This is a genomic window from Alistipes provencensis, assembly GCF_900083545.1.
In the GTDB taxonomy this organism is placed as follows: domain Bacteria; phylum Bacteroidota; class Bacteroidia; order Bacteroidales; family Rikenellaceae; genus Alistipes; species Alistipes provencensis.
Genome location: NZ_LT559262.1, coordinates 3,093,898 through 3,108,063 on the forward strand (window position 1 = coordinate 3,093,898; position 14,166 = coordinate 3,108,063).

Annotated in this window: 11 protein-coding genes; 4 read left to right on the top strand and 7 right to left on the bottom strand. The window is 59.4% G+C overall.

What is annotated here, in order from left to right:
* Nucleotides 1-64: 64 nt before the first annotated feature.
* From dnaE to BN5935_RS12140, 3 genes are read left to right on the top strand one after another with little or no spacing between them, the layout of a single operon-like run.
* Nucleotides 65-3,874, top strand: coding sequence for a DNA polymerase III subunit alpha (dnaE, locus tag BN5935_RS12130; protein ID WP_064976318.1), 3,810 nt, complete (start codon nucleotides 65-67; stop codon nucleotides 3,872-3,874).
* Nucleotides 3,875-3,911: 37 nt separating this feature from the next.
* A complete protein-coding gene (trxA, locus tag BN5935_RS12135) occupies nucleotides 3,912-4,226 on the top strand; it encodes a thioredoxin (RefSeq protein ID WP_064976319.1) in 315 nt (104 codons plus the stop codon).
* Between the two features lies 1 nt (nucleotide 4,227).
* Nucleotides 4,228-5,220, top strand: coding sequence for an aldose 1-epimerase (locus BN5935_RS12140; RefSeq protein WP_064976320.1), 993 nt, complete (start codon nucleotides 4,228-4,230; stop codon nucleotides 5,218-5,220).
* A gap of 41 nt (nucleotides 5,221-5,261) precedes the next feature.
* On the opposite strand, the gene BN5935_RS12145 is transcribed toward BN5935_RS12140, so the two are convergent.
* The gene (locus BN5935_RS12145) at nucleotides 5,262-5,789 is read right to left on the bottom strand and encodes a nitroreductase family protein (protein WP_064976321.1); all 528 of its coding nucleotides are present in this window, start codon (nucleotides 5,787-5,789) and stop codon (nucleotides 5,262-5,264) included.
* A 232-nt stretch (nucleotides 5,790-6,021) separates the two neighbouring features.
* Here BN5935_RS12145 and htpG point away from each other — a divergent pair, with 232 nt between their 5' ends.
* Nucleotides 6,022-8,082, top strand: a complete 2,061-nt coding sequence (gene htpG / locus BN5935_RS12150; protein ID WP_064976322.1) for a molecular chaperone HtpG — start codon at nucleotides 6,022-6,024, stop codon at nucleotides 8,080-8,082.
* A 66-nt stretch (nucleotides 8,083-8,148) separates the two neighbouring features.
* On the opposite strand, the gene BN5935_RS12155 is transcribed toward htpG, so the two are convergent.
* The 6 genes from BN5935_RS12155 to BN5935_RS12180 form a co-directional block, all read right to left on the bottom strand.
* On the bottom strand, nucleotides 8,149-9,789 hold the full coding sequence (locus BN5935_RS12155) for an ABC-F family ATP-binding cassette domain-containing protein (RefSeq protein WP_064976323.1): 1,641 nt from the start codon (nucleotides 9,787-9,789) through the stop codon (nucleotides 8,149-8,151).
* A gap of 77 nt (nucleotides 9,790-9,866) precedes the next feature.
* A complete protein-coding gene (locus BN5935_RS12160) occupies nucleotides 9,867-10,277 on the bottom strand; it encodes an acyl-CoA thioesterase (RefSeq protein WP_064976324.1) in 411 nt (136 codons plus the stop codon).
* Between the two features lie 54 nt (nucleotides 10,278-10,331).
* Complete coding sequence (locus BN5935_RS12165; protein WP_064976325.1) at nucleotides 10,332-10,922, bottom strand: FAD synthetase family protein; 591 nt, start codon at nucleotides 10,920-10,922, stop codon at nucleotides 10,332-10,334.
* Entirely contained in the window at nucleotides 10,915-11,565 is a 651-nt protein-coding gene (locus tag BN5935_RS12170; protein ID WP_064976326.1) for a redox-sensing transcriptional repressor Rex, read from the bottom strand. The genes BN5935_RS12165 and BN5935_RS12170 overlap by 8 nt, the downstream gene beginning before the upstream one ends.
* 7 nt (nucleotides 11,566-11,572) lie before the next feature.
* Nucleotides 11,573-13,399 carry a LysM peptidoglycan-binding domain-containing protein gene (locus BN5935_RS12175; protein WP_064976327.1) on the bottom strand — a complete coding sequence of 609 codons (1,827 nt, stop codon included), beginning with the start codon at nucleotides 13,397-13,399 and terminating at the stop codon, nucleotides 11,573-11,575.
* Nucleotides 13,396-14,163: a 3'-5' exonuclease gene (locus BN5935_RS12180; RefSeq protein ID WP_064976328.1), complete on the bottom strand. Its 768-nt coding sequence runs from the start codon at nucleotides 14,161-14,163 to the stop codon at nucleotides 13,396-13,398. The genes BN5935_RS12175 and BN5935_RS12180 overlap by 4 nt, the downstream gene beginning before the upstream one ends.
* Nucleotides 14,164-14,166 lie beyond the last annotated feature (3 nt).

Here is a 14,166-nt window from a genome sequence, read left to right on the forward strand (position 1 = left end):
CTCCTGCCATAGAAATTACCGGAAAATAGGTTATCTTTGCATGTATATAAATAGTGACGCAATCATGCCGCAATTCGTACATCTTCACGTACACACCCAATATTCGATTCTCGACGGACAGGCCAGCATCCAGCGCCTCGTGGACAAGGCCATGGCGGACGGACAGCCCGGAATCGCCGTGACGGACCACGGCGACATGTTCGGTATCAAGGAGTTCTACAACTACGTCCAAAAAGTCAAGGGCAAGCTCAAGGGCAAGGCCGCCGAATGCGAGGCTCGCATCGCCGCCCTGCGCGACGGCACGGAGAGCGTGGCTGACCCGGCCGGGGAGATCGCCAAGTGCGAACAGCAGTTGGAGGAGCTGCGCCGCAAGCTGGCCTTCAAGCCCATCATCGGCTGCGAGGTCTATGTGGCGCGCCGCCGTCTGCACGACAAGGAGGGCAAGCCCGACCAGAGCGGCTACCACCTGATCCTGCTGGCCAAGAACCTCAAGGGTTATCACAACCTCATAAAGATCGTCTCGAAGGCGTGGACCGAAGGTTTCTACATGCGTCCGCGAACGGACCGCGTGGAGCTGGAGAAGTACCACGAGGGGCTGATCTGCTGTTCGGCCTGTCTGGCCGGCGAGGTACCGCGCTCAATCACGGCGAACGACCTCGAACGGGCCGACGAGTCGATCCGATGGCACAAGAAGGTCTTCGGCGACGACTATTACCTCGAGTTGCAGTTGCATAAGGCTACTGTCGAGCGGGCCAACCACGAGGCCTACCCCATGCAGTTGCATGTGAACAAGCACCTGCGCGAGCTGGCCGCGAAGCACAACGTAAGGATGGTCTGCACCAACGACGTGCACTTCGTGGACGAGGACAACGCCGAGGCGCACGACCGCCTGATCTGCCTCTCGACGGGCAAGGACCTCGACGACCCCAAGCGCATGCTCTACTCCAAGCAGGAGTGGCTCAAAACGACGGCCGAGATGGCCGCGATATTCGGCGAGACCGATCCCGAGGCGATGGCGACGACCGTCGACATCTGCAACCAGATAGAGTGCTACTCGATCGACCACGCGCCGATCATGCCCGAGTTCGAGATTCCTCGTGAGTTCGGCACCGAGGAGGAGTACCGCGCCCAACTTACGGAGCAGGACCTCTTCGAGGAGTTCACGCGCGACGAGAACGGCAACGTGGTGATGTCGGAGGAGGAGGGCCGCAAGAAGATCGAGAAACTGGGCGGGTACGACAAGTTGTACCGCATCAAGTTCGAGGCCGACTACCTCGCCAAACTGACGATGGACGGCGCCCACAGGCGTTACGGCGAAAAGTTGACCGAGGAGCAGGAGGAGCGGCTGCGGTTCGAGCTGCACATCATGAAGACGATGGGTTTCCCGGGTTACTTCCTCATCGTGCAGGACTTTATCCGCGCCGCCCGCGAGGAGCTGGACGTTTCGGTGGGTCCCGGCCGAGGTTCGGCCGCCGGATCAGCCGTGGCCTACTGCCTCGGCATCACGCAGATCGACCCCATCGCCTATGACCTGCTGTTCGAGCGTTTCCTGAACCCCGACCGTATCTCGCTCCCCGATATCGACGTCGACTTCGACGACGACGGCCGCGGCCGCGTGCTGAACTGGGTGACGCAGAAATACGGCAAGGAGAAAGTGGCGCACATCATCACTTACGGTACGATGGCCACCAAGCTGGCCATCAAGGACGTGGCGCGTGTGCAGAAACTCCTGCTCTCGGAGTCGGACCGCCTATGCAAACTGGTGCCCGACAAGATTCCGGACAAGAAGCTCAACCTGCAGAACGCCATCGACTATGTGCCCGAACTGAAGGCCGCCGAGCAGTCGAGCGACCCTGTGCTGAGGGACACGATCCGCTATGCCAAGATGCTGGAGGGCAACGTCCGCAATACGGGCGTCCATGCCTGCGGCACGATCATCTGCCGCGACGACATCACCGACTGGGTGCCCGTCTCGACGGCCGACGACAAGGAGACCGGCGAGAAGATGCTCGTCACGCAGTATGAAGGCTCGGTGATCGAGGACACGGGACTCATCAAGATGGACTTTCTGGGTCTGAAGACCCTCTCGATTATCAAGGACGCCGTGGAGAACGTCCGCCTGACCAAGAACATAAAGATCGACATCGACGACTTCACGATCATCAACGATCCGGCGACCTACAAACTCTACGGCGAGGGTCGCACCGTCGGGACGTTCCAGTTCGAGTCCGCGGGCATGCAGAAATACCTGCGCGAACTGCAACCCTCGACTTTCGAGGACCTGATCGCGATGAACGCCCTCTACCGTCCGGGCCCGATGGACTACATCCCGGACTTCATCGCCCGCAAGCACGGCCGCAGCCCCATCGAGTACGACATCCCCGTGATGGAGAAGTACCTCAAGGACACCTACGGCATCACGGTCTATCAGGAGCAGGTCATGTTGCTGTCGCGTCTGCTGGCCAACTTCACCCGCGGTGAGTCGGACACGCTGCGCAAGGCCATGGGCAAGAAGCTCAAGGACAAGCTGGACCACCTCAAGCCCAAGTTCATCGAGGGCGGCAAGAAGAACGGCCACGACCCGAAGGTACTGGAGAAAATCTGGGGCGACTGGGAGAAATTCGCCTCCTATGCGTTCAACAAATCGCACGCGACGTGTTATTCGTGGGTGGCCTACCAGACCGCCTATCTCAAGGCCAACTACCCGTCGGAGTACATGGCTGCGGTGCTGAGCCGAAACCTCACGAACATCGAGCAGTTGACGCTCTACATGAACGAGTGCAAGCGCATGGGCATCAGCGTGCTGGGCCCCGACATCAACGAGTCGATGCGGCAGTTCTCGGCCAACCTCGCCGGCGACGTCCGCTTCGGACTGGCCGCCGTGAAGGGCGTCGGGGAGGCCGCCGTGGAGAGCATCATCGCCGAGCGCAAGGCCAACGGCCCGTTCAAGGATGTCTACGACTTCATCGAGCGGGTGAACTATTCGCTGGTCAACCGCAAATGTCTCGAAAACCTCGCCTACGCCGGGGCTTTCGACTCGATCTCGGATTTCTCGCGCTGCAAGTTCTTCGGCGTGGATGCCCGTGACGCCAACGGCATCACGTTCATCGAGCAGTTGATGCGCTACGGACAGCGGTTCCAGACCGAGCAGAACAATGCCCAGCAGAGTCTGTTCGGCGGCGAGGGGCATGTGGACATTCAGCGTCCGGTGCTTCCGTCGTGTGCCGAGTGGAACCAGTTGGAGAAACTCACCAAGGAGCGCGAGATGGTGGGGCTCTACCTTTCGGCGCATCCGCTGGACGACTATAAGATCATCATCGACCACATGTGCAAGACGCAGCTTTCGGAGCTGGAGAACCTCGACGCCATCAAGGGACAGGAGGTTGCTGTGGCGGGAATGGTCGTGAGCGTGCAGAACCTGATGACCAAGACCGGAAAACCGTGGGGCAAGTTCAAGCTGGAGGACTACAACGGCGCGCACGAGTTCGCCCTCTTCGGCAAGGATTACGAGAATTTCCGCAAATACCTCTTCGCGGACTATTTCCTCTTCGTCCGCGGCAAGGTGCAGCCCAAGCCCTATAACGACAAGGAGCTGGAATTCAAGATCATCTCGATGGTTCAGTTGCAGGAGATGCGCGAGACGATCAAGACGATGGTCGTGCAATTGCCCATTCAGGACGTGACCGAGACGCTGATCCGCGACCTGACGGCGAAGGTCCGGGAGTCGAAAGGTGACACGCTGCTGCGCCTGAGCCTCTACGACCGCGAGGCGCAGGTCTCGCTGAGTCTCTTCTCGAAGAGCCACAAGATAAGCCTCACGCAGTCTCTGGTCGGATATTTGGAGGAGAACCAGATACACTATTCAATCGCATAATCGTACATACATCAATAATCAACAAAATCACAAAGCAATGGCATTGGCAATCAACAAAGGCAATTTCGAAGGGCTGGTCGCAGGCGATCAGCCGGTGGTTATCGACTTCTGGGCCGAATGGTGCGGTCCCTGCCGCATGATGGCGCCCATCGTGGACGAGCTGGCAGCCGAATACGAAGGCAAGGCGGTCATCGGCAAGTGCGACGTCGAGGAGAACGACGACATCACGATGAAATACGGCGTCAGGAACATCCCGACGATCATTTTCCTCAAAGGCGGCGAGGTCGTGGACAAGCAGGTCGGCGCCTGCTCGAAGGACGCGCTGAAAGAGAAGATCGAAAAACTGTTTTAGGATGCTGCGTACCGTCGATTACCACGGCTTGAAGGCCGTCGAGTTCTCCAAAGGAGACTACACGGCACTGCTGGTTCCGGAAATGGGTGCGAACCTCGTGCGGCTGGCCAACACACGGTTGGGCGCGGAGATTCTGCGCACGCCCGGTGCCGACGAGATCGAGGTTTTCAAGAGCCGTCCGCAGGTATTCGGACTGCCGATCCTGTTCCCGCCCAACCGCATCGCCGACGGCCGTTACACGTTCGAAGGCCGCACCTATCAGTACCCGATCACCATTGAGAAGGAGCAGAACTACCACCACGGAGTGCTCAAAAGCGAGGCATTCATGGTTTCGAAAGCCCGTGAGACGGCCGAGGAGGTGATGGTCGAGTGTCGTTACTACGCCAATGCGGGCAACGACGCTGTGTTCCGCGATTTTCCGCACGAATTCAAGTGCAAGATCACCTACTGGCTCTCGGCCGACGGTCTGGAGCAGGAGGTGATGTTCTCGAACCGCAGCAAGATGCGGATGCCCGTAGGCGTAGGATTCCACACCCCGCTGTCGATCCCCTTTGCCGGAGGCGACGCCGCGGATTATGTGATGCGCGTGGCCGTCGGCGAGCAGGTCGAGCTCAGCGAGCGCAATCTCCCGACGGGCCGCAAGCTGCCGCTGTCGGAGCAGTTTTCGAAACTGCGCGAGGGCGGCCTCCGGGTCACCGGATGCGAGCCGATCGAGGCGGGATTCACGCTGAAAGAGATCGACGTGGACGGCAAATCGTTCCGCGGGGCGCTGGTCGAGAATGTGCGCACGGGTACGCAGATTTTCTACGAAGTGGACTCCCAGACGACCTACTGGACGATCTGGAACAATGGAGGACAGGTCCCCTACTGCTGCCCCGAGCCGCAGTCGTGGACCACGAACGCCCCCAACCTGCCGAATCCCTCGGCCGAAGGCTTCCGGGCCATCGCTCCGGGAGAGTCGTGGCGCATGGTGTTCCACCTCTACGCGAAATAGGTTGACAAAAAAGGGGAGCGGTTACCGCTCCCCTTTTTGTTTCAGAATTTCTCGTAGAACACCGTCTCGTCCAGCGGCTTGCGCAGCGTGTCGTGGCGGTCGGGATCGGCCGGAGTGCCATCGCCGTAACCGATCAGCAGAATGTTCACGGGCTCGACGTGCGGGGGCAACGCAAACTCCTCGCGCACGGCTTCGGGCTTGAACATGCAGATCCACAGCGTATCGAGACCCAGCGACGTGGCGGCGAGCATCATGTGGTCGGTGACGATCGAGGCGTCGATGTCGCCGATCACCTTGCTGTCGTATTTACGGGTCCACGCCTCGGAGGTGTCGGCGCAGACGATGATGGCCAGCGGAGCTCCGAAATCGCGCGTGCAGCGTGCAAGGCGTTCCATCCCCTCTTTCGACTGCACGACCACCAGCCGCTGGGGCTGCCGGTTGGCGCCCGTGGGGGCAACGCGCCCTGCTTCGAGGATTTGGGCCAGTTTCTCCGGCTCCACTTGCTTGTCAAAATATTTGCGGCAGGCGTACCGCTTTTTCGCCAGTTTCAGAAAATCGAAAGTTTCCATTGCAGATAAATTTATTTCACGCCGGATGCGCAGACTGGATTCCGATCCCCGGGACTGTCCTGCGCCCGGAAACCGGCGTTTTACACCGACAAATATAATAAAAAGCATACCGATGTGCAAGGGATCGCCCGGTTTTGGCAGTTCCGGCTGACAGAATGGCAGAAAAAAATCGCTGGCACACCGTTTGATGACTGTATCGTTGGAAAATCAATAAAACAACAACGATAAGACTATGAAAAACGGAAAAATCGGAGTCACGACGGAGAACATCTTTCCCGTCATCAAGAAATTCCTCTATTCGGAGCATGAAATCTTCCTGCGCGAGCTGATCTCGAACGCCGTGGATGCCACCCAGAAGCTGAAAACCCTCTCGTCGATCGGCGAAATGAAGGGCGATCTGGGCGACCTGACCATCCATGTGGCCGCGGACAAGGAGAAGAAGACGCTGACCGTGACGGACCGCGGTGTGGGCATGACGGCCGAGGAGGTGGACAAGTACATCAACCAGATTGCCTTCTCGGGTGCCGAGGAGTTCATGGAGAAGTATAAGAATCAGGCCATCATCGGCCACTTCGGACTGGGATTCTACTCGGCGTTCATGGTGTCGGACAAGGTCGAGATATTCACCAAATCGTTCCGCGAGGGGGCCAAGACCGTGCATTGGAGCTGCACCGGAACCCCCGAGTTCGAGATGGAGGAGACCGACGAGGCCCGCGACCGCGGCACGACCATCGTGCTGCACCTCTCGGAAGATGCGCTGGAGTATGCCGAGGAGTCGAAAGTCAGCGAACTGCTGAAGAAATACTGCCGCTTCCTGCCCGTTCCGATCGCTTTCGGCAAGGTCAAGGAGTGGAAGGACGGCAAGTACGTCGACACGGACAAGGACAACATCGTCAACAACATCGAGCCGCTGTGGACCCGCAAGCCCGCGGACATCACCGAGGAGCAGTACAAGGAGTTCTACCACGAACTGTACCCGATGGGCGACGAGCCGCTGTTCTCGATCCACCTGAACATCGACTACCCGTTCCACCTGACGGGCATCCTCTATTTCCCGAAGATCCGCAACAACTTCGAGATTCAGAAGAACAAGATCCAGCTCTATTCGAATCAGGTTTATGTGACGGATCAGGTCGAGGGCATCGTGCCGGAGTACCTGACGCTGCTGCACGGCGTGATCGACTCGCCGGACATTCCGCTGAACGTCTCGCGCAGCTACCTGCAGAGCGATTCCAACGTGAAGAAGATTTCGAGCTACATCACCCGCAAGGTCGCAGACCGCTTGCAGGAGTTGTTCAACACCATGCGTGCGGACTACGAATCGAAATGGGACGACCTGAAGGTCTTCATCCAGTACGGCATCCTCACCGACGAGAAATTCGCCGAGAAAGCCGCCGGTTTCATGCTCTGGAAGAACACCGAGGGCCAGTATTTCACCCCGAAGGAGTACACCGAGAAGGTGAAGGAGAACCAGACCGACAAGAACAAGACCGTGGTGTTCCTCTATGTGGACGACCCCGTGGCGAAATACACCTCGCTGGAGGCCGCCAAGGCCAAGGGTTACGACGTGCTGGTGATGGACGGCCAGTTGGACAACCACTACGTCAACTGGTATGAGTCGAAGGAGAAGGAGACGCGGTTCGTGCGTGTGGACAGCGACGTCGTCGACAAACTCATCCAGAAGGAGGAGAACGTCAAGATGTCGCTCACCGAGGCGCAGCAGGAGGTGCTGGAGCCCGTGTTCGAGAGCCAGATGCCCAAGGACGACAAGATTCACTACAACATTTCGTTCGAGGCGATGTCGCCCGACGAGGCGCCGGTGGTCATCACCCAGAACGAGTTCATGCGCCGCATGAAGGAGATGGCCGCGATGGGCGGCGGGGGCATGAGCCAGTTCTACGGCCAGATGCCCGACAACTTCACCATCGCGGTGAACGGCAACCACCCTATCGTCATCGACATCCTCGCCGATGTGGAGAAAGCCTACGGCGACAAGCTGCGGACCGTCACCAAGAAGATCGACGCCGCGGTGGCCGAGGAGAAGCGTTTCGACGAGGTCGTGAAAGGCAAGAAGGAGGAGGAGCTGACGCCCGAGGAGAAATCCACCCGCGAGGAGCTGTCGAAGAAGATCGTCTCCCTGCGCGACGAGCGCAACGAGCGTCTGCGCGAGATCGGCGGCGAGAACCGCCTTGTCAAGCAGATCATCGACTTGGCGCTGCTCACCAACGGCATGCTGAAAGGCAAGAACCTCACGGATTTCATCCAGCGGTCGATCTCGCTGATCGAGAAATAGGATCGCCCCGTCAATGCAGAGCGACCGCCTCTTTCGGGGCGGTCGCTCTGTGTTTACGACGGATCGTCAGACCTTTCGGCGTTCGATCTCGCTGATGTTGTCGATCTTCTTTTTGCGGAGGAAACCGTAGACACCGTCGAGGTGTTCGGTGACGCGGCCGTGGGAAAATTCGTAAATCTTGTGCGTCAGTCCGTCGAGGAAGTCGCGGTCGTGGGAGACGACGATGAGCGTCCCGTCGAAGGCGGTCAGCGCCTCCTTGAGAATCTCCTTGGTCTTCAGGTCGAGGTGGTTCGTCGGCTCGTCGAGGATCAGCAGGTTGACCGGCTCCAGCAGCAGTTTAATCATCGCCAGTCGGGTGCGTTCGCCGCCCGAGAGCACCTTGACCAGCTTTTCGCTGGCCTCTTTGCCGAACATGAAGGCCCCGAGGATGTCGCGGATGCGGGTCCGGATGTCGCCCACGGCGATGTCGTCGATGGTCTTGAAGACGGTGATCGTCTCATCGAGCCCCGACGCCTCGTTCTGCGCGAAATAGCCGATCCTGACATTGTGACCTATCTGTATCGACCCCTCGAAGTCGATCTGCCGCATAATGGCCTTGACCATCGTGGATTTACCCTCGCCGTTGCGTCCCACGAAAGCCACCTTGTCGCCGCGTTCGATGGTGATCGACACGTCGCTGAAAACCCGGTGGTCGCCATACGCCTTGCCCACCTCGGTGGCAATGACCGGATAAGCCCCCGAGCGCGGAGCGGGCGGGAAACGGAGGTTCAGGGCCGACGTGTCCTCCTCGTCCACCTCGATGATGTCCAGTTTTTCGAGCATCCGCACGCGCGACTGCACCTGATTGGTTTTCGAGTAGGTGCCCTTGAACCGCTCGATGAACTCCCGGTTCTCGGCGATCATCTTCTGCTGGTTTTCGTAGGCCGCCTGCTGCTGTTCGCGGCGCTCCTTGCGCAGTTCGAGGTAGTGCGAATAGTTGACCTTGTAGTCGTAGATGCGCCCGCGCATAATCTCGATCGTGCGCGTGGTGATGTGGTCCACGAAAGCCTTGTCATGGGAAATGACCATCACGGCCTTGGCATTGTTCATCAGGAAATCCTCCAGCCACTCGATCGACTCGATATCGAGGTGGTTCGTCGGCTCGTCCAGCAACAGCAGGTCGGGCTTCTGCAACAGCAGTTTGGCCAGCTCGATGCGCATGCGCCATCCGCCCGAGAACTCGGAGGTCTGCCGCGTGAAGTCCGAGCGTTCGAAGCCCAGTCCCAGCAGGATACGTTCGACGTCCTCCTGATAGTTGGTGAGGTCCACGGCATAGAATTTCTCGGAAATGGCCGTCACTTCCTCGATAAGCCGCATGTACGATTCGCTTTCGTAGTCGGTGCGGGTCGTAAGCTGTTCGTTGAGCGACGCGATCCGCCGTTCGATTTCGAACAGGTGTTCGAAAGCCCGCGAAGCCTCCTCGACGAGCGTCCGGCCGTCCTCCACGGTCAAGTGCTGAGGCAGGTAGCCCACTTTGCCGCCCTCGCCGATGGTCACCCGGCCGCGCGTGGCCGAACGTACCCCGGCGATGATCTTCAGCAAGGTCGACTTGCCGGCGCCGTTCTTACCCATCAGGGCGATCCGGTCCTTGTCGCCGATGGTGAAGGAGATGTCTTTGAAAAGCGTCGTGCCGCTGAACTCTACGGTCAGGGAGTCTATTGAAATCATATGTTATTGCAGATTGAGCGGCAAAGATACGAATAAGCGAGGGCAATGTCAAGTTTACTTGAACATTGCCGAGCGTCCTATTCGGTCCAGTCCTTTCGGATCAGGTCGAGGAACCACTCGGGACAGCGGCAGGGACGGCGCGAATCGCTGTGGATGAATCCCAACTGGGTCATGCCCGTGTTCAGCAGGTCGCCCTGCTCGTTGAAAATCTCGTAGTAGAAGTTGATGCGCGTCGAAGGTATCTCCCGCAACGAAATGCGCACCGTGAGCAGCTCGTCGAAATAGGCCGGCTTGCGGTATTTGGACTGCACTTCGAGAATCGGCATCATGATACCCCGCCGCTCGACTTCGGCGAACGACATGCCCAGCGCGCGCAGGAATTCGCTGCGGGCGGCTTCGTAGTAACAAATGTAGTTCGAATGGTGGCAGATGGCCATCTGGTCGGTATGCTTGTACCACACCCGTATCTGACAATCGTGGCTTAACATGTTTTCCTTATTTATTTGTTTTCAGTTTGGCAACGCAGGTCAGGATCAATCGCCCTAAAGCCCGCTTTTTAAGCGGACGCCTCTTAGACGGGCGGCTTCCTCGGTCTTTCCCTCCTCCAGCAGCCGGCGGATCAGCGTCGAGCTGACGCGCACGCCGTCGACCGTGCACGGCTCCACCTTCACAACCCTCAGCCGCCCCGTCGCCGCGAATGCGTCACAATCAACCCGGTCGTGGCCGAAGCGGTGGTTGTAACCCGCGACGAGCGTCTCGGCGCCGACCTTTCCGATCAGGTACTCCTCGACGAACTCCGCACCCGTCAGGGCGCTGAAAGCCCGGTCGAAAGGAATGACGATCACATTGTCGACACCCAGATCGCCTAACAGCGCGATCTTCTCGTCGAGGGTCGTCAGCAGCCGCAGGCCCTCTCCCCTGCCGAGCGTGATGCGCGGATGCGGCTCGAAAGTCAGCACGATGCTCTCGCCTCCTGCGGCGCGGGCCTCGGCGACGAGCCGTTCGATCAGCGCCCGGTGCCCCCGGTGCACGCCGTCGTAGGAACCGACGGTCACGGCCGGCCGGACGAAGCGCGGAAGCGCGTCGAAACCGTGAAATACCCGTATGCCGTTTCGCTGTTTCGTTTCAGGCATTGCTGCTCTCCTCGTTCTCCTTGACGAAATAGGCGACTTTTTCCAACAGCGTCGTGATGTCGTAGTTCTCGACGATGATTCCCTGCGGGAAGTTCAGCGGCGTGGAGGTGAAGTTCAGCACGCCCTTGATACCGGCGTTGATGATCGGCAGCACGAGCGTCGGGGCCACCTTCGTCGGCGACGAGACGATGACGATCGAGATATCCTTGTCCTCGACCACCTCCTCGAACGTGTCCATGTGGTAGCACGGAATGCCGTCGATGGTCTTGCCGACCTTCTCGGGATCGACATCGAACGCCGCGGTGATCTTCAACTTGAGCCCCTTGCCGTTGAAATACTTGGTGATGGCCTGACCCAGATGGCCCATACCCAGCACCGCGATGTTCATCGGCGAGGGGCTGTCGAGAATCTTGCTGATGTATTCGATCAGCACCTGCACGTCGTAGCCTTTCTTCGTATCGCTCGAAAAACCGATCAGCATCAGGTCGCGGCGCACCTGCACGGCCGTGATGCCGTGGATGCCGGCCAGCACATGCGAAAAAATGTGCGTGATGCCCTGCTTGTGGCTGGCGAGCAGCGTGCGGCGGTATTCGCTCAGGCGCTCGATGGTTTTCTCGGGGATCGTATTGGTCAAAGTTGCCATGGTTCTGCTATTCGATGGTTATCGTGAAATCGCTGTTGTAGTTGACGCGCATCCAGTTGCGGTTGACGTGGTTTTCGCGTCCCTCGCCCTGCCCGAACAGGTACACGGTCTGCAACGGCGCATAGCGGCGGTCTTCGAGGTCGTACTCGATGTCGCCGTACATGGCCGGGGCGAAGATCGCGGCCGTGTCGTAACCCCGGTAGGAGTAGAGCGTCGGCAGGGCACCGAACGCGCGGATGTAGGCGCTGTCGAACGTCCGCACGACCTCGGAGTCACGCTTGGCGTGGTAGGCCGAGAAGAAGATCACGCGGTCCTTGAAGTAAATGGCGCGGTCGATGGTATTGAAGCGGTTCCAGCGCGGATTGCCCATCACCGCGAAACGGGGCGCCGTGCGTCCGCGGCTCGTGATGCTCGTATCGGCCGACGCCAGAGCCGCGAGGATGCGCTCCACGTCGACGCTGTTGTCCGAAAGGATGATGAAAACGTTGTCCTGTCCGTTCTCCAGCAGCGGCGTGAGGTCGCTCGGGCTGCTGGCCGAACGCGCCGACGGATGCTCATACTTATAGGTGTACCGGGAATATTCTGAGTCCCCCAGCAACGCCAGTATCTCGCGTTCGAACTCCTTGTCGGTCGAAGCGGTGTAGATCAACGTCACGCGCTTGTCGCCGCCCACCAGATCCCCCGCCTTCTCGTACTTGCGCGACGGATCGGGAGCCAGTTGGAACAGCACGTCGCTGTTATGGCCGGTAATATGGGCCAGCGGCGACACCACGGGCACTTTCTTCTGCTCGGCGAAGCGGATCACCGGGGTCAGCCCCTCTTCGTAGACCGGGCCGATAATCAGGTTCGATTTGCGGAACGTCTCGTCCCGCTCGACGATCTCGCGGATGCGGGCCGTATCGCGGGCCGTGTTGTAGAGGTGGACGTTCACCGAGATACCCTGCCGGGTCTTGACGCTGTCCAGTCCCAGCAGGAAGCCCTGATAGAACTCCAGATAATTGCCGTTGGCCTCGCCGCCCGTGGCAATGGGCAGCATCAGGGCCACGTTGAGCGGCTCGCTGCGGCGCAGGGCCCGGAACTCGACAGGGATGACCTGCGGCTCCGCGGCGACCATGCTGTCCCGATGCAGGCTGTCGGCCGCCGCCTCCGTCACGGCTCCTTCCGGCTGCGGGATCTTGATCATCGCCCCGGCCTTGAGGTCCGCGGGTTTCAGCCCGTTGTTGAGCCGGCCGAGCTCGGCCTCGGTGATCCCGAAGCGGCGCGACAGCGAGTAGAACGTCTCGCCCGGACGGACGATATGGTATGCCGTACCCTCGTCGGCCACGCTGTTCAGCGACTGGCGGTACTCCTCCCACTGCTCCTTCGTTCCGGCTTCGTCCTCCGACCCGATCTGCTTCTTGCGGATCAGGATACGCTCCCCGAGGCGCATGTGCAGCGGGTCGAGGTTGGGATTGTCCTCCAAGATGGTCTTCACGGGGATTTCATACTGCCGCGAAATGGCGTAAAGCGTCTCGCCCTTCGACACGAAATGGAAATCGAAGGTCTTGCGCAGCTTCCTGTCCGACTTCGGTTCGGGAACATCGCTCACGAAGGGAATCTTGATGTTCTCCGCCGTCTTCAGCCCGCGGACGATCGAAGGGTTGTTCTCGAGGATCACCTTTTCGCCCACGCCGTAGGTTTTCGAGAGCCCGTAGAGCGTCTCGCCCGGCTGAACGGTATGGATGTAGAACTTCGAGCCGTTGATGTAGACGATCGTCCCGGACTTCTCCGCCGCAAGGGCGCAGAGCGTCCACACGATCATCAGGGCTGTGGCACAGAGTCGTTTCATCGTCATTTCAGTTTATCGCGCATCCGGATTTCGGTGATGACCTTCTTGGTGTAGAGCGGGAAATCGCCGTTCATCATCCACGCGTAGTAGCTGGGCTCGATGCGGAACACCTCGGCCACCGAACGGCCCTTGTACTTGCCGAATCCGAAGACCTCCTCGCCTTTTTCGTTGAAGAGGATACGCCCGGCGTAGTCCGCCGCCTCGGCGCGGCACGAATATTCGGCCAGCTTGTCGATGTCGTTCTCCAGATCGTCGTAACGGTCCAACTGGGCCATCAGCACCTCGTAGGTGGCTTTCGTGTCGGCCTCGGCCGAGTGGGCGTCCTCGAGATTCTTGTCGCAGTAGAACTTGTAGGCCGCCACCAGCGTGCGCTGCTCCTTCTTGTGGAAGATGTTCTGCACGTCGATGAACTTGCGGCGTTTGAAATCCACGTCGACACCCGCCCGGAGGAACTCCTCGACCAGCACCGGCAGGTCGAAGCGGTTCGAATTGAAACCGCCGAAATCGCAGCCGCGGACGAACTGCTCGAGCGACTTGGCGACCTGCGCGAACGTCGGGCAATCCTTCACGTCCTCGTCCGTGATGCCGTGTACGGCCGTAGCTTCCGCGGGAATGTGCATCTCGGGGTTTATCCGGCGGGTCTTGGTGATCTCCTCGCCGTCGGGCATGACCTTGACCATCGATATCTCGACAATGCGGTCCTTGGCGGTATCTATGCCGGTGGTTTCGAGGTCGAAGAAGATGATCGGGCGTTTGAGGTTTAACTTCATCTG

Bases quoted from the DNA above. Each gene is read 5' to 3' on its own strand.
- dnaE (WP_064976318.1), top strand. From the start codon at position 65: ATGCCGCAATTCGTACATCTTCACGTACACACCCAATATTCGATTCTC.
- trxA (WP_064976319.1), top strand. From the start codon at position 3,912: ATGGCATTGGCAATCAACAAAGGCAATTTCGAAGGGCTGGTCGCAGGC.
- BN5935_RS12140 (WP_064976320.1), top strand. From the start codon at position 4,228: ATGCTGCGTACCGTCGATTACCACGGCTTGAAGGCCGTCGAGTTCTCC.
- BN5935_RS12145 (WP_064976321.1), bottom strand. From the start codon at position 5,789: ATGGAAACTTTCGATTTTCTGAAACTGGCGAAAAAGCGGTACGCCTGC.
- htpG (WP_064976322.1), top strand. From the start codon at position 6,022: ATGAAAAACGGAAAAATCGGAGTCACGACGGAGAACATCTTTCCCGTC.
- BN5935_RS12155 (WP_064976323.1), bottom strand. From the start codon at position 9,789: ATGATTTCAATAGACTCCCTGACCGTAGAGTTCAGCGGCACGACGCTT.
- BN5935_RS12160 (WP_064976324.1), bottom strand. From the start codon at position 10,277: ATGTTAAGCCACGATTGTCAGATACGGGTGTGGTACAAGCATACCGAC.
- BN5935_RS12165 (WP_064976325.1), bottom strand. From the start codon at position 10,922: ATGCCTGAAACGAAACAGCGAAACGGCATACGGGTATTTCACGGTTTC.
- BN5935_RS12170 (WP_064976326.1), bottom strand. From the start codon at position 11,565: ATGGCAACTTTGACCAATACGATCCCCGAGAAAACCATCGAGCGCCTG.
- BN5935_RS12175 (WP_064976327.1), bottom strand. From the start codon at position 13,399: ATGACGATGAAACGACTCTGTGCCACAGCCCTGATGATCGTGTGGACG.
- BN5935_RS12180 (WP_064976328.1), bottom strand. From the start codon at position 14,163: ATGAAGTTAAACCTCAAACGCCCGATCATCTTCTTCGACCTCGAAACC.